At 67.4% G+C, this 25,269-nt stretch carries 15 protein-coding genes and 2 pseudogenes; 14 read left to right on the top strand and 3 right to left on the bottom strand.

Annotation, left to right across the window (positions count from 1 at the left end):
• Nucleotides 1-41: 41 nt before the first annotated feature.
• The 11 genes and pseudogenes from AOK23_RS49750 to AOK23_RS14130 form a co-directional block, all read left to right on the top strand.
• Nucleotides 42-404, top strand: a pseudogene (locus AOK23_RS49750) (transposase); the annotation flags it as partial.
• Between the two features lie 301 nt (nt 405-705).
• The gene (gene vioD, locus AOK23_RS14175) at nt 706-1,824 is read left to right on the top strand and encodes a capreomycidine synthase (protein ID WP_055713075.1); all 1,119 of its coding nucleotides are present in this window, start codon (nt 706-708) and stop codon (nt 1,822-1,824) included.
• A 23-nt stretch (nt 1,825-1,847) separates the two neighbouring features.
• Nucleotides 1,848-2,879, top strand: a complete 1,032-nt coding sequence (gene gntD, locus AOK23_RS14170; protein WP_055713074.1) for a guanitoxin biosynthesis L-enduracididine beta-hydroxylase GntD — start codon at nt 1,848-1,850, stop codon at nt 2,877-2,879.
• Nucleotides 2,880-2,944: 65 nt separating this feature from the next.
• Entirely contained in the window at nt 2,945-6,160 is a 3,216-nt protein-coding gene (locus AOK23_RS14165) for a non-ribosomal peptide synthetase (RefSeq protein WP_055713073.1), read from the top strand.
• Between the two features lie 79 nt (nt 6,161-6,239).
• Nucleotides 6,240-7,580: a condensation domain-containing protein gene (locus AOK23_RS14160; RefSeq protein ID WP_055713072.1), complete on the top strand. Its 1,341-nt coding sequence runs from the start codon at nt 6,240-6,242 to the stop codon at nt 7,578-7,580.
• 87 nt (nt 7,581-7,667) lie between these two features.
• Nucleotides 7,668-7,877, top strand: coding sequence for an MbtH family protein (locus tag AOK23_RS14155; RefSeq protein ID WP_055536649.1), 210 nt, complete (start codon nt 7,668-7,670; stop codon nt 7,875-7,877).
• Nucleotides 7,878-7,977: 100 nt separating this feature from the next.
• Complete coding sequence (locus tag AOK23_RS14150) at nt 7,978-9,282, top strand: MFS transporter (protein ID WP_079049470.1); 1,305 nt, start codon at nt 7,978-7,980, stop codon at nt 9,280-9,282.
• A 66-nt stretch (nt 9,283-9,348) separates the two neighbouring features.
• On the top strand, nt 9,349-10,554 hold the full coding sequence (locus tag AOK23_RS14145) for a pyridoxal-phosphate-dependent aminotransferase family protein (RefSeq protein WP_055713070.1): 1,206 nt from the start codon (nt 9,349-9,351) through the stop codon (nt 10,552-10,554).
• Nucleotides 10,551-12,389, top strand: coding sequence for a non-ribosomal peptide synthetase (locus AOK23_RS14140; RefSeq protein ID WP_055713069.1), 1,839 nt, complete (start codon nt 10,551-10,553; stop codon nt 12,387-12,389). The genes AOK23_RS14145 and AOK23_RS14140 overlap by 4 nt, the downstream gene beginning before the upstream one ends.
• Before the next feature lie 113 nt (nt 12,390-12,502).
• Nucleotides 12,503-13,303 (top strand): NAD(P)-dependent oxidoreductase, encoded by an 801-nt coding sequence (locus AOK23_RS14135; protein WP_157878030.1) that lies wholly within the window; start codon nt 12,503-12,505, stop codon nt 13,301-13,303.
• Nucleotides 13,304-13,380: 77 nt separating this feature from the next.
• Nucleotides 13,381-16,542: a non-ribosomal peptide synthetase gene (locus AOK23_RS14130; RefSeq protein WP_055713067.1), complete on the top strand. Its 3,162-nt coding sequence runs from the start codon at nt 13,381-13,383 to the stop codon at nt 16,540-16,542.
• A gap of 32 nt (nt 16,543-16,574) precedes the next feature.
• On the opposite strand, the gene AOK23_RS14125 is transcribed toward AOK23_RS14130, so the two are convergent.
• Nucleotides 16,575-19,427 carry a LuxR family transcriptional regulator gene (locus AOK23_RS14125; RefSeq protein ID WP_055713066.1) on the bottom strand — a complete coding sequence of 951 codons (2,853 nt, stop codon included), beginning with the start codon at nt 19,425-19,427 and terminating at the stop codon, nt 16,575-16,577.
• Between the two features lie 255 nt (nt 19,428-19,682).
• Between AOK23_RS14125 and AOK23_RS14120 the strand changes: the two genes are divergently transcribed.
• Entirely contained in the window at nt 19,683-22,667 is a 2,985-nt protein-coding gene (locus tag AOK23_RS14120; protein WP_240496382.1) for an AAA family ATPase, read from the top strand.
• Nucleotides 22,668-22,926: 259 nt separating this feature from the next.
• On the opposite strand, the pseudogene AOK23_RS48430 reads toward AOK23_RS14120, so the two are convergent.
• A pseudogene (locus AOK23_RS48430) lies at nt 22,927-23,212 on the bottom strand (transposase family protein); the annotation flags it as partial.
• A gap of 109 nt (nt 23,213-23,321) precedes the next feature.
• Here AOK23_RS48430 and AOK23_RS44940 point away from each other — a divergent pair.
• Nucleotides 23,322-24,131: a helix-turn-helix domain-containing protein gene (locus AOK23_RS44940; protein ID WP_157878029.1), complete on the top strand. Its 810-nt coding sequence runs from the start codon at nt 23,322-23,324 to the stop codon at nt 24,129-24,131.
• A 164-nt stretch (nt 24,132-24,295) separates the two neighbouring features.
• On the opposite strand, the gene AOK23_RS14115 is transcribed toward AOK23_RS44940, so the two are convergent.
• The gene (locus AOK23_RS14115; RefSeq protein ID WP_055713064.1) at nt 24,296-24,649 is read right to left on the bottom strand and encodes a cupin domain-containing protein; all 354 of its coding nucleotides are present in this window, start codon (nt 24,647-24,649) and stop codon (nt 24,296-24,298) included.
• 191 nt (nt 24,650-24,840) lie between these two features.
• On the opposite strand from AOK23_RS14115, the gene AOK23_RS14110 reads away from it, so the two are divergent.
• Entirely contained in the window at nt 24,841-25,236 is a 396-nt protein-coding gene (locus AOK23_RS14110) for a hypothetical protein (RefSeq protein WP_055713063.1), read from the top strand.
• Nucleotides 25,237-25,269: the final 33 nt, after the last annotated feature.

Below are 25,269 nucleotides of genomic sequence, written 5' to 3'. Positions count from 1 at the left end.
CGCGCTACAGCCCCCGGTGCTTGACGTCAATCGCAGCAGCCACGGCGACCGCGCATGTGGGCCGGCAGTGGCTGGGCCGGTACGGCAAGGCCGACAACGGCATCGTCACGGTGACCACGGTGTGGACCGACGACCGCGTGTACTACCCGCTGTACGCACAGCCGTACACGCCCGCCCACCACTTCGCCCGCGGCCGGTCCGACCCGGCCTTCCGCATCAAGCCGCAACTGTCCGCCGCCCTCGCGGCCCGAGCCGAAGAGGCGGGCTTCGCCTGCCGGGCCGTGGTCGCCGACTGCGCCTACTCCGTCAGCGACGACCGGTACCTCGCGCTACGCGAGGCCGGCCTGCCCTACGTCGTGGCGCTCAAGCCGCACCGCGGCACCCTGGGCCCAGGCCAACAGCCCTGCGGTGAAGAGCAAACGGAAGTCCTCTTCTTCCGCGATGTCGGTTATCGACAGATGGGGCACCCGACTCATCGACGCATGGGCAGCAATGCAGATCCCGCAGCGGGCAATATCTGTCAACTGCCCATATCAGAGAGGACGTACATTGCTCCATAGAGGACCTCGCACCCTCGGTCTGGGAGATTGATCACCGACCGGGGAGATATTTCGTTTCCTGCCGAGCACATTGAGCACGAGAGTCAGACATCCCCACGAGCCGTTTCGTTGTTCTTGGGTCGCGAGGATAAGGTTCTGGAGAACGATGAATTTTGATGGGGCATTGCTCGAAGACTGGATGCGCGACCACTATCATGACGCTGCGATAGACATCGGATCGAGTGGGGTTCTTGACTACTCGCTCGGACAGGTGCGCAAACTCGCCGGCATCGAGCCTGGCGATTTGGACGAGATCGTTTTCCGAGACAGTCCGTGCCTGGGTCGGGACGACCTGCGCGAGGCCATCGCCTCGCGCTGGGGGGACGGTGACGCGGGCAGGGTCATGCTTACGCACGGCGGCAGCGAGGCCATCTACGTCGCGCTCCAGACCCTCCTTGAGCCAGGTGACCAAGTCGTCGCCCTGCACCCGGCCTACCACTCGCACGTATCCGTCGCAGAGTCCATGGGGTGCGAGGTTCTGCGCTGGCGGCTGCGCGAGGAGGACAAATTTCGGCCTGACGTGGAGGAACTTGCGAGGCTCGTCACTGCGCGCACCAAGGTTATTGTGGTCAACTTTCCACACAACCCGACCGGCGCGACACTCGACCTTGCTGGTTTCCATCGCCTGCTGGAGATTGCTGACAATGTTGGCGCCTATCTCCTGTGGGACGGCGCTTTCACGGACCTGGTCTACGATGACGCACCGCTGCCGGACCCCGGACTGACCTATCCGCGCACTGTGTCGATCGGAACCTTTTCAAAAGCTTTTGGTCTACCCGGCATGCGTTTCGGGTGGTGCATGGCGGACCCGGGGCTGTTGCGGGCGATGACCAACCTGCGCGACCGCATCACCCTCAGTCTCTCTCCCCTTCTCGAGTACATAGCGCTGCGCGTCGTACAGCATGCAGACGCCTTCATCGCTCCCAGGCTGGAGAACGCCAGGGAGAACCGACGCCTGTTGGCCGACTGGGCCGCGCGGCACGAGGATCATGTCGACCTCCCGCTGCCCCTCGGCGGAGTGACAGCGTTCCCGCAACTGCGCCCGTGGCGGGACACAACCGACCTTTGCCGGCGGCTGGGAGAGACCAGCAACATACTGCTCGTCCCCGGCCGGGCATTCGACCACCCGTGCCGCGTCCGGCTCGGTTTCGGCGGCGATCGCAGCCAACTAAGCAAAGGCCTGGACATTTTGGGCGCTGAGTTCGCCGCGAGCCTCCAACCGTGAGGCGGAAAGGAACCCTGACGAACATGCAGAGCATTGAACTCTCGGACATTGAGCTAAAGACAGTCAACGAAGTACTCACTTCGCTCACGGCGAAGTTCCACTCGGTCAGTGACCCGGAGTTCGTCCGGCAGTGCCCGGTGTACGCACACGAGCTGCCGCAACGGCTGCGGGCCGAGTTGAACACGTTCCGCCTGGAGGCTTCCGGTGGCGCGCTGTCCATCCGCGGCTTCCGGATCGACGACGTTGCCATCGGGCCCACTCCCGAGCACTGGCGTACCCACGTCGGCCGGGCGTCCACGCTCCCTGCGGAAATGTACTTCATGCTCTGCGCATCCCTGCTGGGCGACCCCATCGCATGGGCGACGCAGCAGGACGGCCGGATCATGCACGACATCTTTCCGATCCAGGGACATGAGAAGGAGCAGCTCGGCTCGGGCAGCGAAGAACTGCTGACCTGGCACACCGAGGAGGCCTTCCACCCGCTGCGGGCCGACTACCTCGGCCTGGCCTGTCTGCGCAACCACGACCGGGTGGCAACGACCTTCGCCTCGGTCGACGACCTCGAGCTCACTGATGAGATCAGGGACCTGCTCTGTCAGGAGCGGTACCCGATCAAGCCCGACCGCTCGCATCTGCCGCACCACCACGAAGACAACCGGGAGATGTCGACACGCGAACGCGAGCTGCTCTCGCGCAGCTATGAATGGATCATGGCCAAGGACAGCGAGCCCGACCGAGTCGCCATCCTCTTCGGCGACCGCGAAGCACCCTATCTACGCATCGATCCATTCTTCATGGAGGACGCATACGCCGTCCCGGACAGCGCCCGCGCAATGAAGGCTGTCGAGGCGGAGGTCGATCGCAACATACGAGATTACGTGCTCGAACCGGGTGAACTGCTCTTCCTGGACAACTACAAGATCGTGCACGGCAGGGTGCCCTTCACTGCCCGCTTCGACGGCACGGACCGCTGGCTCAAGAGGCTGAACGTGGCGCGCGACCTGCGGAAGTCGCGCGATCGCAGAATCAGCCACGACGCGCGAGTGATCTATTAACGAACTTCAGCACCTCGGCCCTCGCGGCCGGACGGACCCTACCCGGAAAGGACTGGGAGACGTCAGTGTCGACCACCCAAGACTCTGCGATGCAACCGAAAGACAGCCAGGACCGCCGCGTTGACCGGAGTTTCCCCCTTTCCCTGGCACAGGAGCGGATCTGGGTCTCCGAGCAACTCGCCGATGCGGGCTCGCACTACGGGACCCCGGTTGTGTTCGCCCTGCGCGGCGAGCTGGACCTCGGGCTGCTTGAGGCGGCTCTGACCCATATCGTTGAACGACACGAGGTGCTGCACTCCGTGGTGTCCAACGCGTCTGGCTCACCCCGGTTCGTCGTCGTCCCCGCACACCCCGTAAGACTTGATCCACGGGATGCGGCCTCGGAGCAGGAGATTGCTGAGCGCGTGAGCGCCGCGACGGCAGCTCCGTTCGACCTCTTGCATGGGCCGCTCGTGCGGTTCGGCTTGTACCGCCTTGGTCCCGCGGACCACCGCCTGCTGGTGGACATACATCACCTGGTCTTCGACGGAGTCTCGGCCGGCGTGTTGGTCCAGGAGCTTGCGGAACTTCTTGCCGCGGGGGCCGAGGGCCGCACACCCGAGCTCCCCGTGCTGCCCTTCGCCTACGGGCAGTACGCCGTCGCGCAACGTCGCTCGCTCGACGAGGGCCTGTTGGACAGTCAGGTCGAGCACTGGTGCACCCAGCTCAGGGACGCGTCCTTCGCACTTGAACTGCCCACCGACTACCAGCGTCCCGCGCGCATGAGCTTCCATGGCGCCAGTCACTCCTTCACATTGCCGGCTTCGCTGCGCGACGAACTCGCGGCGGCGGCCCGCCGCTGGAGCGTCACCCCCTACGCGGTCATGCTCGCCGGCTGGGCCGCCGTTCTCGGCCGCTACGCAGGCCAAGAGGACCTGCTGGTGGGCACCCCCATGGCCGGTCGGACCGAGCCCGGCACCGAGGAAATGATCGGCATGTTCGTCAATGTCGTGCCCCTCCGGGTACGCCCAGAGCGCGATCAGACCTTCCACGGCCTGGTCAACCAAACACGCCGGGCTTCCATCGAGGGTCTCGCCTATCAGGAAGCGCCGATCGAGAAGGTCATCGAGCAACTTCGTCCGCCACGCGACCCGAGCCGCAATCCGCTGTTCCAGACGGCGTTCGTCTACGACGAGGGGCTTGAGGAGTCCATACGCGTCGCGGGACTGACGATCGAGGGCGCCGCACCGCCGCCGCGCACCGCCGCCAAACTCGACCTGAGTATCGAGGTGGTTGAGCAGGACGGCCGACTCGAAGCGGAAATCGAGTACGCGACCGACCTGTTCGCGCCGGAGACGATCCGCCGCTTCGCATCGCACTACACCACCTTCCTCGAGAACGCGCTCCGTTCGCCGAACCGACCGCTGGGCGAGATTCCACTGGCCTCAGAGGAGGAGCACGCTCTGCTGGTAAGGCAGCAGAGCGGGGGCGGCGCATCATTCGATCCCGTCGTCCTCCCCTCGCTCTTCGAGGCCCAGGTCGCGCGGCGCCCCGACGCATGCGCGGTCTCCTGCGGCGCATTGCGGTGGAGCTACCGACAGCTCAACGAGCGGGCCAACCGGCTTGCCAGAGCTCTGATTGCCCGTGGAATGGGACCCGAGAAGCTGGTGGGGGTTGCGTTGCCCAGCGGCCCGCTCCTCGTCCTGGCCATCCTCGCGATCAGCAAGGCGGGTGCCGCGTTCCTACCGCTCGACCCGGCCTATCCGACCAAGCGACTCGAGTACATCGTCGGCGACGCGCGTCCCGCCCTGCTGCTGACCGATGCCGCCGGCGCCACGGCCCAGCCCTGGACGACGCCGATCCTGGTCCTCGACGAACAGCAGACCGGGCGGGACGCGGACGCGGACGCGGACGCGGACGCATCGAACGTCTCCGACGCACAGCGGTCGCACCCACTCACCCTCGCGCACCCGGCATACGTCATTTACACCTCCGGTTCGACCGGGACTCCGAAGGGCGTGACGGTCACGCACAAGGGCCTCGCAGGGCTCTCCGGCGCGCAGATCGAGGCATTCGGCGTACGGTCCGACAGCAGGGTCCTGCAATTCGCCAGTCCAAGTTTCGACGCCTCCGTGTCGGAGCTCTGTATGGCCCTGCTCAGCGGCGCTACGGCGGTGTTTGTCCCGGGTCTTCACGACTTCGTCGGGGGTTCGTTCGAAGCAGTGCTTGTCCGAGAGACCGTGACGCACGTAACCCTGCCGCCCTCGGTACTCGCCTCGCTCTCCCCCGACGAGGATCTGCCCGCGGACCTGACCATCGTGGTCGCCGGGGAAAGCCTGACCGCCGACCTCGCCGCACGCTGGTCCGGGCGTTGCAGCATGTTCAACGCTTACGGGCCCACCGAGGCCACGGTGTGCGCAACGCTGATCGGCCCGCTGACGGGGAACGAGGGGAACGAACCGCCACCCATCGGCCGGCCGATCGCCGACACCCAGATCTTCGTCCTGGACGAGGGCCTGCGGCCGCTGCCGGTGGGCGTGGCGGGCGAGCTGTACCTTGGCGGCGCTGGGCTGGCCCGCGGATATCTCGGCCGACCCGACCTCACTGCGGCCGGCTTCGTTGCCTGTCCCTTCGGTCCGGCCGGGGGGCGGATGTATCGCACCGGAGATCGGGCCCGCTGGCGTAACGACGGGACTCTTGAGTTCGTCGGGCGCCGGGACGACCAGGTCAAGATGAACGGCTTCCGGATCGAGCTCGGCGAGATCGAGAACGTGATCGCAGCGCACCCAGGTGTGGAACAGACCGCCGTCGTGGTACGCGAAGACAGACCCGGGCTGCGGCAAGTCGTCGCCTACATAGTGGCCCAGGCGCCCAACGAGGAGATCCTCGCCCACGCCGCGGCACAGTTGCCCGGTTACATGGTCCCGTCTGTCGTGGTGCGCTTGCAGAACCTGCCGTTGACCACGAACGGGAAGGTGGACCGGCGTAACCTGCCCGCTCCGGATGATCGTGCGTCTGTCACCGATCGCAGCCCGGGCACCGCGCGCGAGCAGCAACTGTGCAAGCTGATCGGCGAAGTGCTGGACCTCGCTGAGGTCGGTGTGGACGAGAGCTTCTTCGAACTCGGCGGCCAGTCTCTGCACGCGGTGCGTCTGCTGAGCCGGATCCGCAGTGTCATGGGTGTAGAGATCGGTATCAAGACCCTGTTCCAGGCGCCTACCGCGGCATTGCTCGCGGCGCAGATCGACTCTGGTCAGATCGCCGTCATCACCCGGCCGGCACTCCTCCCGATGGTCCGCTGACCCACGGCGGCGCCGGATGACTTCCGCGCGGTCGGGTGGGCCCGCACAGAGCAGTGAGGATCTCAATGTGGGACCAGTCATGATCCCTCTGTCGTTTGGGCAGCTCGGACTGTGGTTCATCCATCAGATGAATCCGGGCAGCTCGATGTACACCATGCAGCTCGCTTCGCGGCTGACAGGGCAGCTGGACAGCACCGCCCTGGAGGAGGCATTGCGACACATCGTGCAGCGACATGAATCGCTTCGCACGGTGATCCGGGACGGTGAGGGCGAGCCGCAGCAGGTTGTTCTGGACATCTCGGAATGCGTGGTGAGACTGGAGTACGAGGAGCTTGCCGAGGAAGAGCTGCATGAGGCGATGTACGAGGCCTTGGAACGCCCGTTCGACCTTGTGCACGACCTGCCCCTTCGGGCATGGCTGTTCGCACTAGGGCCGCAGGAGCACGTGCTGCTTCTGTCGATGCACCACATCGTCAGCGATGGCTGGTCGTTGGGGCCGCTCACCCGAGACCTCGCCCGGGCCTACGCGGCGCGGCGCCGTGGTGCCGAGCCGAATCTGCCGCCGCTGCCTGTCCAGTACGCCGACTACGCACTCTGGCAGAGGCGCTTGCTGGGCCGCGAGGAGGACCCGGACAGCCTGGCGTCGAGACAGCTCACGCACTGGCGTTCGGTGCTCGACGGCATCCCCCAGGAACTGCGGTTGCCGGTGGATCACCCGCGCCCACCGATGTCCGACTTCGCCGGGGGCTCGATCGAGTTCTCCCTCGACGCCGATCTGCATACGGCACTGGCCGAGGTCGCCCGCACCGAAAATGCGACCATGTTCATGGTGTTGCAGGCCGGGTTTGCGGCGCTGCTGAGCAAGCTCGGTGCGGGCACCGACATTCCGATCGGCTCACCCGTGGCCGGCCGCATGGATGATGCGCTGACCGATCTCGTCGGGTACTTCGTCAATATGCTGGTATTCCGCGTTGACGTCTCCGGCGACCCGAGTCTGCGAGACCTGGTCAAGCGGGTCCAGACCGTCGCCCTTGATGCCTACGACAACCAGGATATCCCCTTCGATCACCTGGTCAGGGCACTCAATCCTGCCCGCTCACGGACCCGTCACCCGCTTTTCCAGGTCATGTTCACCCTGGAGAACAACACCGACGTCGGGCTCAAGTTCGACGGATTGACCGACGTGCCATTGGACATCGACGGCGGCAGCTCCATGTTCGACTTGGCGTTGAGTCTGCGGGAGAACTTCGGCCCGGACAAGGAGCCGGCTGGGATGGATGCGTTCCTGGAGTACCAGCTCGACATGTTCGAACGGGAGACCGCACAGCACGTGGCCGACGGTTACCGGCGGATGCTGGCCGCTCTTGCCGCGGACCCAGATGCTCCGATCAGCACAGTCGATGTGCTGCGGGTTGCATAGGTTCCCTATTACCCATGAATTCGGCACGCATATCGAGTTTCGCGGCCGCTGACGAATGATGACAACTTACGTACGGGAGTGAAAGCAGTGGCGAATCCATTCGAGGACCAAGACGGCGTGTACCTGGTGCTGGTCAATGCTGAGGGACAGCACTCGTTGTGGCCCGCCGCCATCACCGTGCCCAAGGGCTGGACCGTAGTACACGGCGAAGCCGGGCGAGAGGACTGCCTGGAGTACGTGAAACGGAACTGGACGGACATGCGGCCCAAGTCCCTGGTCGAGGCGACAACCTCTTGAGGGCCCGTCGGCGTGGCACCGCCGCCCGACCGGACCCAGAGAAACCATCACCTAGCCCTCGTGCCGGGACCTGAAACCAGCACGCGCGGAAAGAGACGCAATGAGCGATGTAGAGGTCTCCGGCAAAAAAGGACGCCGAAGCAAACGCAGAAGGCTGCTGACTGACCGAAACTTCACGTGCCTATTGGCCGCCCGGCTGGGCTCCAGCATGGCCAACGGCTTCCTGCCGGTCGCGGAGAGCTTCGGTATCCTCCACACCACTGGTTCTGCGAGTGACCTCGGCCTCGTCCTCGGAGTTCAGGCGGCGGTTTCGCTCGCCTTGTCGCTGTTTTCCGGCGTCGCGGCGGACCGCTTTCCGCGTGCCCCGTTGCTCATCGTTTCGTCGATCGTACGCCTGACCGCAGCGGCGACCTTGGCAATAGGACTCCTCACGGATACTGCGACCCTCGCCTGGTTCTTCGCTCTGGCAGTCGTGTACGGCGGCGCTGACGCGCTGTTCGGTCCGGCCAGCATGGCGATCATGCCGGACGTCGTTGCGAGAGAAGACCTGGACGAGGCCAATGCGCTGGTCGGCGCTTTTTCCTCGCTGGCTTGGACGGTGGCCCCTGCGACGGCAGGAGTGGTCGTGGCGGCGTACGGTTCGGGAGCCGCTTTCCTGGTGGAGAGCGTGCTGATGGCTTTCATCACTCTCTGTCTCATATTCGCCAAGATCCCCGCCCGGGGCGAAGTCGAGCCGGATCACGAAGGCGGGACGCTCACGCAGCTGAAGCAAGGCTGGCGGGAGTTTCGAATGCGCCCCTGGCTATGGCTGCTCACCTTGCAGTGGACGTTGTTCTCGCTGGTCCTGCTGGCTCCCCTCGCGGTCCTCGGCCCGTTGGTGGCCGACACCCATCTGGGCGGTCCCGCAGCTTGGGGTGTCATCGGCACCTGCATGACCATCGGTGTGCTCTGCGCGGAGTTCACCTCCGGGCGGATCAAGCCGAAGCAACCGGTGGTCTTCATAGCGTGGCTGCCACCGCTGATCGTCTTCGAGGCGTTGGCCCTCGGCTCTGGCGTGCCGACGGTGGTGGTGGCGGGTGCCGCACTGCTCTCCGGCTGTGCGATCGGCCTGCAAGGAGTGTTCTTCCAGACCCTCATGCAGCGAGCCGTACCGAGCGCCGTACTCGGCCGGGTGGCCGCCTTCGACCTGATGGCCTCGGAGATCGCCCAGCCGGTCGGCTTCGCCGTGGCCGGCCCACTGGGCATCCTGTTCGGCCTACGCCCGGTGCTGGTGGGCTGTGCTGTGGTCGCGGTGGTGGGTACGGCACTGTTCGCCCTTGCCCTGACCAAGGTTGAGCAACCAGAGCTACAGGTGCAGAAGGAACCGCGCGTGCCGGACAGCGGCAGTGAGGTGTCGGTCAGCTGAGCGGTACTCGACCGCAGACGAGCCTTTGACGAAGCCGGACCACCGCGGCACGAAGGAATCAGGAAGATGATTTACAAGGACAGATTGGCCATACCCGGTCCGACCCCGCTGCCGCCCGCGGTCATCGCGGCGGCGACGCATCCCATGGTCGACGAGCGCACCGCGGACTTCGCACGCATATTCACACGCATCATCGACGGGCTCAGGCATGTGCTTGGTACCGCGGGGGACGTGCTGATCTTCTCGTCAAGCACCACCGGTGCGTTCGAGAGCGCGGTGCAAAACCTCTTCAGCCCAGGGGAAAAGGTACTCGTGGTGGACAACGGTGCCTTTGGAAGGCGCTGGGTGGAGCTGTGCCGCGCTTATGGCCTGGAGACCGTCGTGCTCGACGTCGCGTGGGGTCGCGAGCCGGACCCCGCAGCTGTCGAAGCCTGCCTGGCGGCCGACTCGCAAATCGTCGCGGCGATCGTCGTGCACTGCGAGACCTCCACAGGCGTCGTCACCGACCTTGAGGCCATCGGGCGCGCGACCCGCGGTGTGCTGACGATAGTGGACTCGGCCTCCGGGGTCGGCGGCTGCGAAATGCAGGCCGACGCGTGGGGGTTGGACGTCGTGGTCGGCGGGAGTCAGAAGGCGCTGATGGCGCCGCCGGGGGTCTCTTTCGTCTCGGTCAGTGAGCGCGCCTGGCGCCGGCACGCCAAGGCCAGGCATCTGCGGTACTACTTCGACTGGACGATCACGCGTGACAACCTGAACCAGTCCATCCCGCGTACCCCCTGGACGCCGGCGGTCGGCGTGCTGCTCCAGTTGTCCGCGGCGCTCGAACAGGTACTCGCTGAAGGCATGGAGCGGCGCCACCGGCGGCATGCGGAGCTCGGCCGGATGGCCAGAGCGGGCTTGCGCGGCCTCGGACTCCGGCTGCTGACCCCAGAAGTGGCGCGCAACGGCATCGTGACGGCCGCGTTCACACCGCCCGGAGTAAGCGCGCAAACTCTCGTCGATGCGGTGGTCGAGCACACAGGCGTCCAGCTGACCACCGGCAACGGAGAACTGGCCGACGAAGTGGTACGGATCGGTCACTGCGGCCACGCCGACCCGCTCGACCTGGTCACCGCGCTGGCCGCGCTCGAGACCGGGTTGGCAGCCCTCGGCGCCCCGGTGCTGCCGGGCAGTGGCGTCACACCCGTTGTGAAGCTGATGGCAGAGCAGGTTGACGTCGCCGCAGGCCCCCTGACGTCCACGTCGCCCGAACCTGAGGAGTCTGCTGCGTGAACGCCGACGTTCAATCAGCGCGAAACGACGCGCCGAAGCTCATCCCGCACCTGCTTGAGCAGCACTCAAGGGTGACGCCGCACGCCCCCGCCACCGAGGATGCACAGCGGGCGCTGACCTACGCCGAACTCGCCGCCGAAGCCGAGCACATGGCGGCGCGCCTGGCGGAGATGGGAGTGCTTCCCGGCGATCGCGTCGGCGTGATGATGCGTCACTCCGTTGACCTGCTTGTCGCGATTCTCGGCGTGCTGCGTGCGAGAGCGGCCTACGTGCCCATCGACCCGGACTACCCCGACCAGCGCAAGGGTTTCCTCGCGGCGGACTCCGGTATCAAGATCCTCATCGTAGACGGAGCGCAAGGAGCGCAGGGGACGCCAACCAGCGTGCCCGTCACGACGCTTGCGCCTGACCGGGGGCGCTTGTCTCCCCGTACGGGCGCCCCCGCGGCTGCGCCGGACGATCTGGCCTGCGTGATCTACACCTCAGGTTCCACCGGAGCACCCAAAGGCGTCATGATCACCCATCTCGGCCTGGCGAATCTCGCAGCCGCCGCGAGTGCCGAGTTCGGCATGGGGCCGCGTGATCGCTACCTGATGCTGGCCGCCTCCGCATTCTCCGCCTCACTCGAGGAGCTGTTCCCCCCACTCGTGCAGGGCGGGACAAGCGTGTTCCCGGCCGACCGGGTTGCGCTCTCCCCGGTGGAGGCCCTGCTCGACTTCCTCACCGCGCACGAGGTCACGCTGCTGGAGATGCAGACCGCGCACTGGCACGTGCTGGTTCGCCACCTCGTGGACACCGGCGGGGCACTGCCTCCGTCGCTGCGCCTGGTCGTCATGGGAGGAGACCGCGCCATGCCCGAAGCGGTCCAGCAGTGGAACCGCTTCCGCCTTCCGTTGGTGCACGTCTACGGGCCGACCGAGACCACTGCGACCGCGTCGTACTGGACCGTGCCGCCCGGACAAGCACCCAAGGACGGGGTGTTGTCCATGGGCGATGCCATCGCCGGAACCCGCATGTTCGTCGTCGACGAGCGGCTCGAACTCGTTCCCGCGGGTGCCGAGGGCGAGCTGCTCATTGGTGGTGACTCGCTGGCACGCGGTTACCTGGGCAGACCTGACGTCACCGCGGACAGGTTCGTCGCCGACCGCTACTCGGGGATTCCGGGGGCCAGGTTGTACCGCACCGGCGATCGGGTACGCCGTCTTCCCGACGGTCGGCTGCAATTCCTTGGACGCGGCGACCAGCAAGTCAAGGTGCGTGGATATCGCGTCGAACCAGGCGAGATCGAGGCTGCGCTCGACCGGCACCCTGCGGTGCGTCAAGCCCTGGTCACGACGGGTCAAGACGCGTCGGGTGAGCAGCGGCTGATCGGCTACGTGACTGCTGACCGGGACAAGGTGAGCGCCGGTGAGCTGCGTTCCTTCCTCGCCGACGAACTGCCGGCCCATCTGATCCCTTCAGCGCTGATCCGGCTGGACGAGTTCCCGCTGACGACGCATCGGAAGATCGACCACGCGATGCTTCCGCAGCCGCCGAAGCGTCGGCCCGACTTGCCCACCGAGTTCGTGCCGCCGACAGGTGAGATCGAGCGGCGCGTCGGCGCCGCCGCGGCGGAGCTACTGGGACTCGACGAGATCGGTGTGCTCGACAACCTGCTTGACCTGGGTGGGGATTCGCTGTTCATGTTGCGGCTGATCAGCTGGATCCGCACAGACTTGGGCATCAGCCTCGGTTTCCGCGAGGTCTTCGACGCGTATTCAGTACGTGGAGTGGCAGCGCTGGCCGACGCGAAGGCGGACGTCACGGCGGTGGGCAAGCCGGGCAGTGGCTGGTGACCATGCTTCCCGACCTACCCGTGGCAGTGCTTCCGGAACCGGCGCCCGCCGATCTCATGACAGCTCTGCATCATTCAGGCGTTCGACTAGCTCCGCTGGCCCGGGCTCAGGGCTTGATCTGGACCGGCGAGCAGCCCTCGGAGCTGGCAGCCGCACTGGAGTGCGCGCCGTCGGTGCGCTGGGTTCAACTGGCGAGCGCCGGCGTCGAAAGCTACCTGCCGCTCATGGACCAGCGGATCCGCTGGAGCCGGGCCGTGGGCGTCCAGTCCGAGCTGGTGGCCGAACACGCCCTCATGCTCGCGCTGACCGTGCTGCGTCAGGGCACTGCCTCCGTGAGGGCCGGCGCGTGGCTGCCGCGCCCCGCCATCGGGCTGACGAACGCCGAGGTCCTCGTGGTGGGCGGCGGCGGGGTTGCCCGGGCACTGCTCGCACTGCTGCGCCCGTTCAGGGTCCGCGCCAAGGTGGTGTGCCGCGGCGGCGCCCCGATAGCGGGCGCCGAGGTCGGCACGCCCGATCGCCTCGACGAATGGCTGCCCGAGGCCCGTGTGGTCTTCCTCGCGGCGCCGCTGACCGCGGACACGGCCGGGCTGATCGACGCAGTCAGACTCAGGTCCATGCGTCGGGACGCGTGCCTGGTGAACGTGGCGCGCGGCGGGCTTGTCATCACCGATGACCTCGTTCGTGCGCTGACCTCCGGGTGGATTGCCGGCGCCGGCCTGGACGTCACCGCCCCCGAGCCGCTTCCTACGGAGCACCCGCTGTGGTCCCTTCCCACCTGTGTGATCACCGCGCACTGCGCGGGCGATCTGGATCACGCACTCGGACCCTTCGTCGACCTGGTCCGGCGCAACATTCGTCGACTGGTGAACGGCCTCGAGCCGATCGGCCTGGTCGACCGGGAACTCGGTTACTAGCCGACTGTCAGGAAGAGCGGGTCACGATGACCGAGCCAACCACTACTCCGCAGGCCACGCACCCGACCGGAGCACCCATGGGCAACCGACAGATCGAGAGGATCTCGCTCCTGCAGGAGCAGATCTGGTTCGCTGAACAACTCGCCCCGGGCCGCAGCGTTTACGGAATACCCATGGTGATCCGACTGCGTGGCGCGTTGGACACGGAACTCGCCGCGCGCTGCGTGACCGAGATCGTGCGTCGGCATGAGGTGCTGCGCTCCCGGGTGGTCGAGGAAAACGGTGAACTGTGCCTCATCACAGATCCGCCGCAGCCCTTCGCGCTGCCTGTGTTCGACTTTCGCTCCCGGCCCGACGAGTGGCGTGTGTTCCTCGAGACCGCCGCTCGCGAGCCCTTCGACCTTGTGCACGGCCCGCTGCTGCGGGCCGCCGCGCTACGTCTTGAGGATGACGCCTACGCGTTCTTCCTCAACATGCACCACATCGTTGCGGACGGTTGGTCGCTGCGTCTGTTCTGGACCGAGTTCGTCGCGCTCTACGCCGCATGGCACGCGGGCGGTGAGCCCGATCTGCCTGACCTCACCATGCAGTACCGCGACTTCGCCGCCGAACAGCGGCGCATCACCGAGGACGGCGGGTACGGCAACGTGCTCGACGCGTGGGCTCGGGAATTGGCCGGTGCGACGACGATCCTCGCACTGCCGGTCGATCACAGTTCAGGAGCCTCCCGGGACTACCGGGGGGACGAGTTCACGACAGTGGTGCCAGAGCAGCTTCGGGCCGATACCTACGCCTGCGCCAAGCGGCTCGGGGTCACGCCCTTCGCGATGCTCGGCGGTGTTTGGGGCGTGCTGCTGGCCCGCTACACCCGTCAGGACGACCTGCTGATCGGAACGCCTCTGGCCGGCCGGATCCGGCCCGAGCACCAGTCGCTCATTGGGCTGTTCGTCAACACCATGCCGTTGCGACTGCGGCTGGACGCGGACATGTCCTTCGCCTCGCTGGTCCGCGAACTCCAGCTGAGTGCTTTCGACGCGCTCTCCTCACAGGACGCGCCTTTCACCGAGCTTGTCAAACGGGTCGACTCCAAACGCACCTCGCGTGAGACCCCGCTCTTCCAGACGATGTTCTCCTTCGAGCAGTCCACGGAGTTCGAGGCCACGCTGCCGGGCTGCGCGGTGACGGAGCTGTACGAGGTGTCCAATGGCGGGGCCCGGTTCCGTCTCAGTCTCAGCGCTGTGGACGCGCTCGGGGAGCTGAGCCTTCAGTTTGAGTACGACAGTGAGCTGTTCGACCCGGGCACCATCGAGGCAATGGCCGAGAGCTACCTGGCGCTGCTCGGCGAGGCCGTGTCCCACCCCGAGTTCCCACTGGGAGCGCTTCGCACGTCGACCGACGCCGCGCCCGATCGGGAGCTCACCGGTCGGCCCGTGCCGGGGGACGAGCCGGCCACCCTGCACGCGCTGTTCGAGCGGCGGGTCCGGCAGAGCCCCGATGCGCCGGCGATCGAGCGTGAAGACGGTACTCCAGTCAGTTACGCAGAGCTCAACAGCCAGGCCAACCGGCTCGCGCGGCATCTGCGTCAGCTAGGTCTTCGCACGGGCGAGCGGGTGGCGCTCGCCTTGCCCCATGGCTCCTCCTGGCCGGCCGCCGTGCTCGCCGTACTGAAGGCGGGCGGGGCCTACGTCCCTGTGGCTCCGGACGCGCCCGGCAGCCGCACGGCCCACGTCCTCGCCGAGACCGCGCCCCGCTTGGTGCTCACGGTCGTGGCCCTTGCCGAGGACTTCGCCGGGGCCCACCATGTGCTCGCCCTCGACGATCCGGCGGTTGCTTCCTCGATCGAGGCCCAGAGCGGTGAGGATCTCGAGGACATCGCTGTGACAGTCCGTCAGATCGCGTATGTCCCGTTCACCTCCGGCTCGACGGGAGTGCCCAAGGGCACCCTCGTCACCCATGTCAACCTGACCGCGTTCACCCGTGCCGCGGTGGACACGTTCGATCTGGGCCCGGAAGACAGGATGCTGCAGATCGCCGCGATGACCTTCGACGTACATGTCGAGGAGTTCTTCCCCACCTGGCTGGCCGGTGGCTGCGTCGTCTTTTTCGATGGCGTGCTCGGCCGGACCGGCCCGGAGGAACTGCTGCACCTCCTCGGAGAGCGCGAGATCACCATATGTGAGATCCCCACCGCCTACTGGATGGAAGTAGTGCGCCTGATCGACCCGGCTGTTGTCCCCCTTCCGAAAACCATGCGGCGAGTGCTGGTCGGCGGCGAACGCGCGCCGATCGAGGTCTACCAGCGCTGGTTGGACTTCGGGATTCCGCTCACCAATGTCTATGGGCTCACCGAAACGGCGGTGACCAGCACGACCTACCAGCCTGGTGCTGACTTCGACCGCGAGGCGCTGCCGATCGGACGACCCATGCCGCACGCCGCCGTCTACGTGCTCGACGCTTTGCTCGCACCGGTTGGACGCGGCGTACCAGGGGAGATCTACCTGGCCGGCCCCGGCGTCTCCGACGGCTTTCTCAACCGGCCCGAGCAGACCGCCGAGCGCTTCTTGGCGGACCCCTTCGCGGCCGAGCCGGGCGCACGTATGTATCGCACCGGCGACCAAGGCCGATGGACCACCGAAGGTGACCTCGAATTTCTCGGCCGCGTGGACCGTCAGCTCAAACTGCGCGGCCATCGGGTCGAGCTCGCCGAGATCGAATCGGTACTCGACGGCCATCCGGACGTGGAGCGCAGCCTGGTCGTGCCTCGGCGCACCGAGGCTGATCCAGCGGCCGAGCTTGAGCTGATCGCGTTCCTGATCGGTGCGTACGCCGACGAGGCAGCAGCCGCGGCGTACGTGCGTACCCAGCTTCCCCCACACCTGGTTCCGGCTCACATCTCCGTAGTTGAACGGTTCCCGCTCACCTCGCACGGCAAGGTTGACCAAGCAGCCTTGCTCGCGCTGCAGAGCCGCGAGCGTGTCGTCCCCGAGGAAGCGCAGGGCAGCGAGCTCGAGGTCAAGGTCGCGGAGATCTACTGCGAGGTACTCAAAGTAGCGACGATCAACCTGCGGACAGACATCTTTGCGCTGGGTTTCCACTCTCTGGCCGCGCTGCGGCTCATTTCCCGCCTCAAGAGTGAGTTCACGGTGCATGTCCCGATCGCCGAGTTCTTCGTGGACTCCTCAGTCACCAACGCCGCCCGACTGATCGTGGCGGCGGGGGCCGACCAACCAGTCGGCTGACTGCGCCATCGGCGCTTAGGCGTTCACAGGGTTCAGTGGTCGTCCAGGCTGGAGGGGCCTGAGGCTGTCTGGGTGAGGCTTCCGTTGAGCCAGGCGGCGGTGAGTTCCCTCCGGGAGCGGGAGCCTGTGCGCTGGAACAGTCGTGTCAGGCGCTGTTCCACCGTTTTGGGGCTGCAGGCGAGTTCTGCGGCGATCTGCCGGTTGGTCGCGCCGTCAGTGACCATGCGCACCAGTCTGATGTCGAGTTCGGTCAACTTCTCTTGGCCTTGGCGAAGTCTCGGTACGGGGATGTCGCGCTGCTGCGCGGCACGGGTGACTGCGGTGCGGAAGGGGCCTCCCAGGCCGAGGGTGTGAGCGTTGCCCATGGCCTCGGTCAGCCAGCGCCGGGGGTCGTCGGCGACGTGTGTCAGGCACAGGCAGCAGATGACGCTCAGGTAGACGTCGCCTCGGAGCTTGATCAACCGGTGGGCGGTCAGCGCGCTGTCCGCGTCGTGGTGCGCGATGCCGCGTGCGAGAAGGAGGGCCTCGTGGGTCATGGGGGTGGCTGCCTCGTCGTGCAGGGTTTCCACTTCCTCCAGGGCCTGTTGGACCGTGTACGGCTGATCCGACCGGGCGGCGAGCGACAGGATGCGCAGCAGCAGCCGCTCGACACCGGCGAGCTGACCGTTCTTTCGTGCCAGTCGAGCGTCGTGCCAGGCTTCGTCCAGCGCCTCCTCTCGTCGGCCCGACCAGTACCGGACCGCCAGCCGCGCCCGGGCGGCCAGGGGATGAGTGGCGGTGTCGGGGACCAGGTCGAGCCACGCTGTGGCGCGTGCGACGTCCCCGCGCGTGCAGTGGATCTCCGCTGCCAGCGCCCGTGGCAGGTGCGGGGTGCCCGCCGCCGCGTGGGTGCGGCTGCGCACCTCGATACGGCGGGCGGCCGCCAGAGCGGCGTCCCAATCCCCGGCCAGATAGTCGCGCACCATGCCCCGGTACTGGACGGCGATGCCCTCGGGTGCCGCGACATACCGGTCGCCGAGGACTGCTGCGAGAGCGCCGGCCAGGTCTGCGTAGGCGGCGGCGCCGCGCAGCTGGTCCAGGGTGTGGTCGTCGATGGCCTCGGGGGGCATGTGCTGCCGCGCGCGGCTCAGTTCGGTGTGGCTGCCGACCGCGGCGGTCATCAGGCGGAGTTCGGTGGGCTTGGGCAGCGGCATGCGGACGTGTCCGGGACCGGAGGTGTCCAGGATATGGAGGGAGGCCGCTGTCGGCCGAGCTGACAGCGGGCCGATGCCGTAGAGGCCGCCGAGTGCCGCAAGCCCGGCCCCGGCGGGGAACCGGTCAGCGACCTTGCCCAGGCGACGGTGGACGCTATCGGCGCAAGGGGCTCGGTGTTCGTGAAGGGCTGCCCACACCCATGCGGCGGCAATGTTCGACAGGCCGGCCGTTTTCTCGACGTCCTCGGTGTGTTCGGTATGCGGTGGGTCCAGGAGGGCGAGCAGCGGCTTACCGAGCGCCAGGAGCCCTTCGTGGTCGCCGTGCCGCAGGCTCAGGCTGCTCGCCTCGTGGAGCACACCATGGGTGCGCTGGTCCTGTGGTGTGAGCCGGTGTAGCGCGGCCGCGTAAGCGCGGGCCGATCGGGGCCAGTTGGTCCGGGCCTCCTGGCGGGCTGCGGCCAGCAGCAGCGGGACGGCGAGGGCATCGTCCAGGAGCGGGCCGGAGGCCGCGACGCGATCGGCCAGCCTCGGGTAGCCGCGGCCGGTGGCTTCGGCACCGAACTCGTCCGCCAACCGCTTGATGTACCGGGCGGAGTTGCCCTGCACGTCGCCCTGGATGGGCAGGGTCCGCAAGGCCGCGGCGAGCGCCGGGACGGCGAATGACAGGCGGCCCTGCGGGTCCACGGTCAGGATCCCGTCCTTGATCAGGCGGTCCAGTGTGTACTCAAGGGACCGGGCTCCGGCAGATGGCATCATCGTGAACGCGTCATCGACGTGCACTTCGGCGTGGTCCAGTACACAGGCGGTGACGACCGCCGCCTTGATGGTCTTGGGGTCCGCGGGCGTGTCGGGCCAGCCGAACCGGAGCAGCTCGGGCGCCCCGGTGGTCAAGCGCAGCCGCTTGTCCGGCAGCGTGAGGCACAACCGACCGTCGAGTTCGACCAAGTCCTGCTCGTCCAGCGCGTCGAGCACCGACAACGCGGCGCGGGGGTTGCCCGCCAGCGTGCCCAGCGCCCGCGACACAGCATCCGCCAACGCGGATTCGGCCGGACGGCCGAACCGCCGTGTGACGTGGACGTCGACGAGCGTGGCGACATCGGCAGGCTGCAGAGGGGGCAGTTCGAGGACCTGGTCGGCCGCGGCCGTCAGCCGGGCGCGGCCGGGTTCCGCCGCGGGCCCCGGCCGCCCGGCCATCACCACGGGTACGCCTCGCGGGCGGAAGACCCGCAGCAGCAGCGCCAAAGCATCGGCACTACGCTGCGGCATCCGCTCGACGCCGTCGACAACCAGCGCGAACGGGGTCTGGCGGGATGCCTCCGTCAGCGCCTCGGAGAAGGCGGACAGCGCGCTCGCCCCGCCCTCCCGCACGGCGGCCCGCAACTGTGCTCGGCGGGCTGCCATGAGCGGCGGCAGGCAGCCGTCGGGATCCTCGACTGTCAGGCCGCAGCCTGCGTCGAGGACCGTCGCGTCGGCCGTGTCCTCGGCGTCTTCGTCTTCCCAGCCGAGCCGCACCACTACGGCGCCGGCCTGGGCTGCCGCACGCCGAGCCTGCTCCAGGACGGTTGTCTTGCCCATTCCGGCCTCAGCGGTGACCAGCAGGATCCGGGCCGCTTCCCCGGTGGCGCGCAGGGCTTCCGCTACGTCGCGGACCGCGCCGTCCCTGCCGATGACCGCTCCACGCTGGTGCCGCATGGTTGCCGCTCCTCTCGTTCTCCTCAACCCCGAGGAGAGACGGCTCCTCGCCACTTTGCGTTCCTTTTACCCGGCTGGAAATGTACGGCACTCCAGGCGCACCGGAGGTTGGCGCGTACAGGGCCTGACGGTTCATGGCGTGGCGACGACGCTCATAATGTCCGCGCACCGACGAAAGGCCGGGTGCGGGCACACAGCCGGTGGCCGTGTTCACTGTCCGCCCGGGCATATCTCTGAACAAGGATGTACCGCACAGTGGCAGCAACCAACGGACTGATCAGCTGGGGTACGCCCGCACGACTGGACCGTACCGGCGACAGTCTGCTCGGCCGCGAGCGCGAGTTGGAGCAGAGCCACGACTTCCTGAGCGACCCTGACGGTCCCCGCCTGGTCCTTGTCCGAGGCGAAACCGGTGTGGGCCGCAGTGCGTTCCTCAAGGCGGTCGACGGACGGCTGCGTCCAGAAGGGACCGCCGTGCTGGCGGTGGACTGTGTTCCTGGCGACGGTGAACGGCCTCTGCTGCTGGCGCTGCGGCTGGTCATGGCACTCGAAGAGCACCGATCCGCCTCGCCACAGCAGCGGCCGGCCGGGAAGCTGGTTACGCGGGCGCTGTCCGCCGTCGACCAGGGTGACCCCACAGCGATGCACGCATTGCTTCGCGCTTCCCTCACCCAGGCCACGTCGCTCACCATCATGGTCGACGACGTCCAGCATGCCGATCCCGACTCCCTGGCCGTGCTGTGCCGCATCGACTTCTCGCGGCTCGCGCCCGGTGTCCGGCTGGTGGTGTCGGCAGTGCGGCACGTCGCACCGGGCCCAGGGGGCATGAGAGAGGGCGCGCCGGACGCCGTCGGCTTGGGCACCTCAGGCCATGGACGGAAGGCCGGAGAGGCCCGGGGGTCAGGCTGCGACGGTCCGGCCGGCCTCCTGGAGCGGCTGTCCGGTGTCGAGGGGGCCCGCACGGTGGAGCTGTCCCCGCTGGGACCGGATGACGTCACCGCGCTGGTCGCGCGGTGGTTGCGGGCAAAGCCCGACGCCGTCCTCGCCCGGCAGGTGGGCGAGTTGACCCGTGGCATCCCGGGGGCGGTCGAGGCCCTGCTCGCAGGCTGGGCTCGCCGGGACGGGATCCGGGTCGCCGACGGCCACGCCTTTCTTGGCGCGAGGACGCCGGTACCGGTGCTGCCCGACGACGACAGGTTCGTCACGGCAGTGGACGCGCTGGGCGAGCCGTGTCGTGCGGTGGCCGCGGCGTTGAGCATCCTGGGGCCGCTCGGCCGACCGGCCCTGCAGCTGACCGCGGCGTGGGCCGGCCTGTCCGCCGACGCTGCCTACGACGGTGTCCGCCGCCTGGTCGAGGCGGGCATCATCGAGGAACAGCCCGGACCGGACGGCGCCACGGCAGAGGGCTGGACGTTCCGGCTGCCGCTGACAGGGCACACCGTCCGGGAGCGGCTGAGCCCCGTGGACCGCAGCCGGTTGTCCGCCACGGCGGTCGAGGTCCTCTGGAAGGACGCGGACGCGGAGAGCGCCGGATGTGTGATCCGCCCGGCGCCGGGTCTTCTCGACGAGGCGAACGCGCCGGCCTACCGGGCAGACCGGGTCGCGGACGCGGGCAGCCTGGTGGACCGGGAGCGTGCGGTGGCCGAACTGACGGCTGCCGCACGGCGGATGAGGCCCGGCACCGATGACGAGCGGGCCCTGCGGTGGCTGCGGGCCGCCTGTGACCTGACCGAGCACGCCGACGCCCGCGATCTCGTCCTCCAGCAGTACGGGACGACCGCCTACCTGGCCTGCGACTACGCCACGGGAAGGGCCGCCGGGGAATCGCTGCTGCGTAACCCGGGACCTGCGCTGAGCGACCTCGACCTGCAGGAGGCCGCCTTTCTGGTCGTGGCGGTCACGGCCAACCAACGTGACTGGGCCACGATGTCCCGGTTCGCCACCGCCTACTGGTGGGACGGGCTGCCAGTGCCCGCCCTGGCCAAGATGAGCGGCCAGGCCCTGGCCCTGTGCCACCTCTCGCGATGGCAGGAGGCAGCGCACCTGCTCCAGCAGACCGAGACCGTGTGGAACACCAGCCCACGCGCACGCGCGGCGCTCGCCCGGTTCAGAGCCCTGGCCGACCTGGCCATGGGCCGACCGGAATCCTACCGGCGCGAACTGACCATGCACGACGCCCCCGAGCTGCCCCCTGGCAAGGTGTACTCGCTGGCGAGCGGCATGTTCGACGAACTGCTCACCAGCTACGACCTCAACGCCGCCCACAACCTGCTGGAGACCGCCGGCCTGACCGTACAAGCGCTGCCCCCGCTCAGCCAGTTCCTCTTCCACCACCTTACGGGCCGGTGGGATCAGGCACTGGAGTCAGCCCGCCGACTGCTGGCCAACAACGAGATCCAGTCCACCCCGGTGTCGGACAACTCTCTGATGCCCGCGAGGACCGCGGCCATCCTCCTCGCTCGGGGCCGCGTCACCAGCGCCCTGCAGATAGTCGAGGAAATGCGCGTCCCCGGCACGAGTCCGCTGCAGTGCGCGCTCAACGCATCAGAAGCAGAAGTGCTCATGGCCCTCGGCGACATGGACGCAGCCGAGAAAACACTGCGCCGCGGGCTCGCCGCTGCACAGGAGCACGACCAGACCTACGCCACAGAGGAGCTGTGGGCCCTGCTGGCCGAGGTGACAGTCGAGGCCGGACGCACCACCGAGGCGGCGACCTGCGTGGAAAGCCTGGGGCAGCTCTCCTCCCGCACAGGCAGCGGACGGGCACAGCTCAGGTACCTGCTGGCCTCGGCCCGGGTCCTGCGCCAGGAGGCCCCCGACACCGCCCGCGACCACCTGCACGAGGCGGTGAACCTGGCCCGCTCCCGCGGCCTGCCCTTCGAGACGGCGACCACCCTCCTGGAAGCCGCCGACGGGGGCGCGGGCCCGCGCAAGCCCCTGTACGAGGCATACGAACTGTTCGGCATGACCGGTGCCGCCCTGTGGCGCTTCCACACCAGGACCAAGCTGCGCGAGGCCGGACTCACCATCCCCGGCCGCAAGCAGGCCACCGCCGAGAACGACCACCTGCTCGCCACCCTGCTCGCCGAACAGCTCACCACCCGCCAGATCGCCACCATCCTGCGACTCAACGAGGACGCGGTCGTCGGGCGCCTGACCCGGCTGCTCGCCCGCACCGGAAAGCGCTCCCGCACCGAACTCGTCACCGCCGTCCTCACGGGCACCCTCGACTCCCTCTGACAAGCGGACGCGACGGTTCGCGATCAGTTTCCCTGTACTTAGCCGCTGAACGACCAGAACCGCCTGAATCGCCGATCACTCCTGCCAGCATGGTCACCCGCAGCAGCCTTGGCATTCGACGGCGCATGCTGGCTCGCGCTCGGACCTGAGGAAACGCCGAGGAAACAACCATGACCATGGACAAACGAGATGCGATTGAACGCGCAACGCATCGGTGCATAAGAGCACAATTGCATCGCCGCGGGCTGGCAGCCCCGTGGAAGTGCTCGGCTTTGGGCTCGTAGCGGCGCTGCAGGCGTCGGCAGCCCGGTGGGCCAGGACACCGTCCACTCAGCCGACCCACCGGTGGCGGTCCAGCCGCTGCAAGGACTCGATGCCTTTGCGGGCGATGTGGTGACGGATGCCTCGCTTGCGGAGCCATCGGCGCGGACCGCGGCGTGAGCGGATCGGTGGCATCCCGCGCACGAGCGGCTTCAGGCCGAGGCTGTCGTGCAGTTGGCGCCGGAGATGCCCAGCGACAGAGGTAGACCGTTCCGTTTTTGCAGCCCTGAGGCTGACGGACCTGGCTCCTGTCACTCCTCGTTTCCCCGACCCCACACAAGGGAAAACTACGTGATCAATACGTGCCGAGACCAATCCTATCGGGAACTCGTTGTGGAAGAGCGTGCCGCAGGACACGACAGCGGCACCTGGACATACCAATTGCCGGATCAGTGGTTCGGCATCGTCACGCCAATACGAGGTGTGTGTCAAATTGAAGGTCGAGAGAATGGCGGTTGGCTAGGTACCACGCTCGGGCCTGGCGAGGTCTGCCGGATCGCACCCAACAACCTGATCCGGCTCAGCAGGACACCGCCCAGACGTCTCCCATTCGAAGTCGTTTATATCCAGCTTTCCGTAGAAGTCCTTCAGCGGGCACTGGACACGCACACCACCGCTCCTGTCCGTGATGTTTCGGAATTACAGACACTGCGCGCCTTCGATCCACATGTCGCATCCATGGCGCAGGCTCTACTTCATGCCCGAAAGACAGGTGCAGGAGAGCGCTATGCCATGAGTGCAGCCCACTACCTGGCTGAATATCTACTCCATCCACGCCGCGACGCCTCACCGCGCACCGGAGGCCTTAGCCCGGAACAGCTACAAACGGTGACAACATTTATGAGCGCGAATTTCTCCTCGAACATCACGCTTGATCAGCTTGCCAAGGAAGCAGGACTCAGCCGGTACCACTTCCTGCGTCGTTTTTCCGCAGCGACCGGAAAGACACCTCTGCAATACCTCACCGAGTTGCGCCTCGAAGCTGCCTGCCATCTGCTCGCAGTAGACAATGACCCAGTATCTCAAGTCGGTAGGCGCTGCGGTTTCCCTAACCCGGAGCACTTCGCCCGCGTGTTCCGTAAGCACGTTGGATGCGCGCCATCGCAATACCGGCAGCAAGGGCAGCTTGCCTCTTCCCCTTGAGCGGGTGTCACCGCATCGCTTCGCCCCCGTGGCGGCGGTGCTCGGCCGAGTAGTCGGCGCGGCCGTCGCCGAGGCAGGCTGACAGGTGGGCGAAACGACCATCGACGGGGTTGCCCTCGCCGGAGGTAGGTCTCTACGGGCGAGGGCAACCTGCGCCGTCGGGGTCAGGACACGGTCACATAGATCTTGCGCACGGTCTCGATGGTCTTCCAGACACCGACGAAGCCCGGCTTCATGACAAAGCTGTCGCCTGCCTTGTAGATCACCGGCTCGCCGCCTTCCGGCGTGAGTTCGACGACGCCGGAAAGGATGTGGCAGAACTCGAAGGTCTCGCCCTTGATCGAGCGCGTCTCGCCGGGCGTCGCCTCCCAGACGCCCGTGTGGATCGTTTCCCCACGGGCGTCGTCCTGTGCCCAGGTCTTGTACGTCGGGTCGCCGGAGATCAGGCGTTCCGGCAGCGGACCGGACTCCTTGGGTGCGAAGGACGGGTCGGTGTCGATGGTCTTCAGGAGCGACATGCTTTTCCTTTACCGCGGACAGGTGGGTGTGGACTGCGCCACGAAGTGCCGGAAAGACCGGCTCGTCGAGTGTCGCCGGGACCCCGCTCGGAGCCCATGCGTGAACTGTCCATTGCGGACAGAAGGTTCGGACGTTGTGTCAAGCACGCACGGCGGTTCTCCGTGGGGGCCGGCCACGGCAGACTGCGCGCATGCAGCTCCCCGCCGAGGCCGTCGCCCTCACCGCGCTGATCGAGGTCGTCAAGATCTCCGCGCTTCCGGCGAAGAGGGACGACCCCTGGCCCGGCCGCGTGGTCGCGCACTGGGCCGGGGGCGAGGTCGCCGACACCCTGGCGTTGATCGAGGAACTGTCGGGGGGCGAACAGCACCGGTGCGGGTTCTCGCCCGGGTGGAGCGTCCGGGCCTACGGGGACGCCCTCGACACGGCACTGTTCGAGGCCGCGTTCTGCTTCACGTGCCAGGAGGTCCGCATACACGGACCGGCCGTGCCGCCCCCGCTGGCCAGGCAGTTCTTCGACCCGGCGGCCCCACAGGTCCAGGCCCTCCTGACCCGCTTCCGCGCGGTGTCCGCGCAGGCGGAGACTTGAGGGCCGGCACCGATGTCAGTGGGGTGCCGTACC

The organism is Streptomyces torulosus, from assembly GCF_001419765.1.
Classification (GTDB): domain Bacteria; phylum Actinomycetota; class Actinomycetes; order Streptomycetales; family Streptomycetaceae; genus Streptomyces; species Streptomyces torulosus.
Note: the sequence above shows the minus strand (reverse complement) of the source record. Positions and strands in the feature narration are given on the sequence as shown.

What these genes read in the sequence shown, in the direction of transcription:
- AOK23_RS14130 (WP_055713067.1), top strand. Translation starts at nt 13,381, where the DNA reads ATGGGCAACCGACAGATCGAGAGGATCTCGCTCCTGCAGGAGCAGATC.
- AOK23_RS14145 (WP_055713070.1), top strand. Translation starts at nt 9,349, where the DNA reads ATGATTTACAAGGACAGATTGGCCATACCCGGTCCGACCCCGCTGCCG.
- AOK23_RS14125 (WP_055713066.1), bottom strand. Translation starts at nt 19,427, where the DNA reads ATGCGGCACCAGCGTGGAGCGGTCATCGGCAGGGACGGCGCGGTCCGC.
- vioD (WP_055713075.1), top strand. Translation starts at nt 706, where the DNA reads ATGAATTTTGATGGGGCATTGCTCGAAGACTGGATGCGCGACCACTAT.
- AOK23_RS14110 (WP_055713063.1), top strand. Translation starts at nt 24,841, where the DNA reads ATGCAGCTCCCCGCCGAGGCCGTCGCCCTCACCGCGCTGATCGAGGTC.
- AOK23_RS14150 (WP_079049470.1), top strand. Translation starts at nt 7,978, where the DNA reads ATGAGCGATGTAGAGGTCTCCGGCAAAAAAGGACGCCGAAGCAAACGC.
- gntD (WP_055713074.1), top strand. Translation starts at nt 1,848, where the DNA reads ATGCAGAGCATTGAACTCTCGGACATTGAGCTAAAGACAGTCAACGAA.
- AOK23_RS14160 (WP_055713072.1), top strand. Translation starts at nt 6,240, where the DNA reads ATGATCCCTCTGTCGTTTGGGCAGCTCGGACTGTGGTTCATCCATCAG.
- AOK23_RS14115 (WP_055713064.1), bottom strand. Translation starts at nt 24,649, where the DNA reads ATGTCGCTCCTGAAGACCATCGACACCGACCCGTCCTTCGCACCCAAG.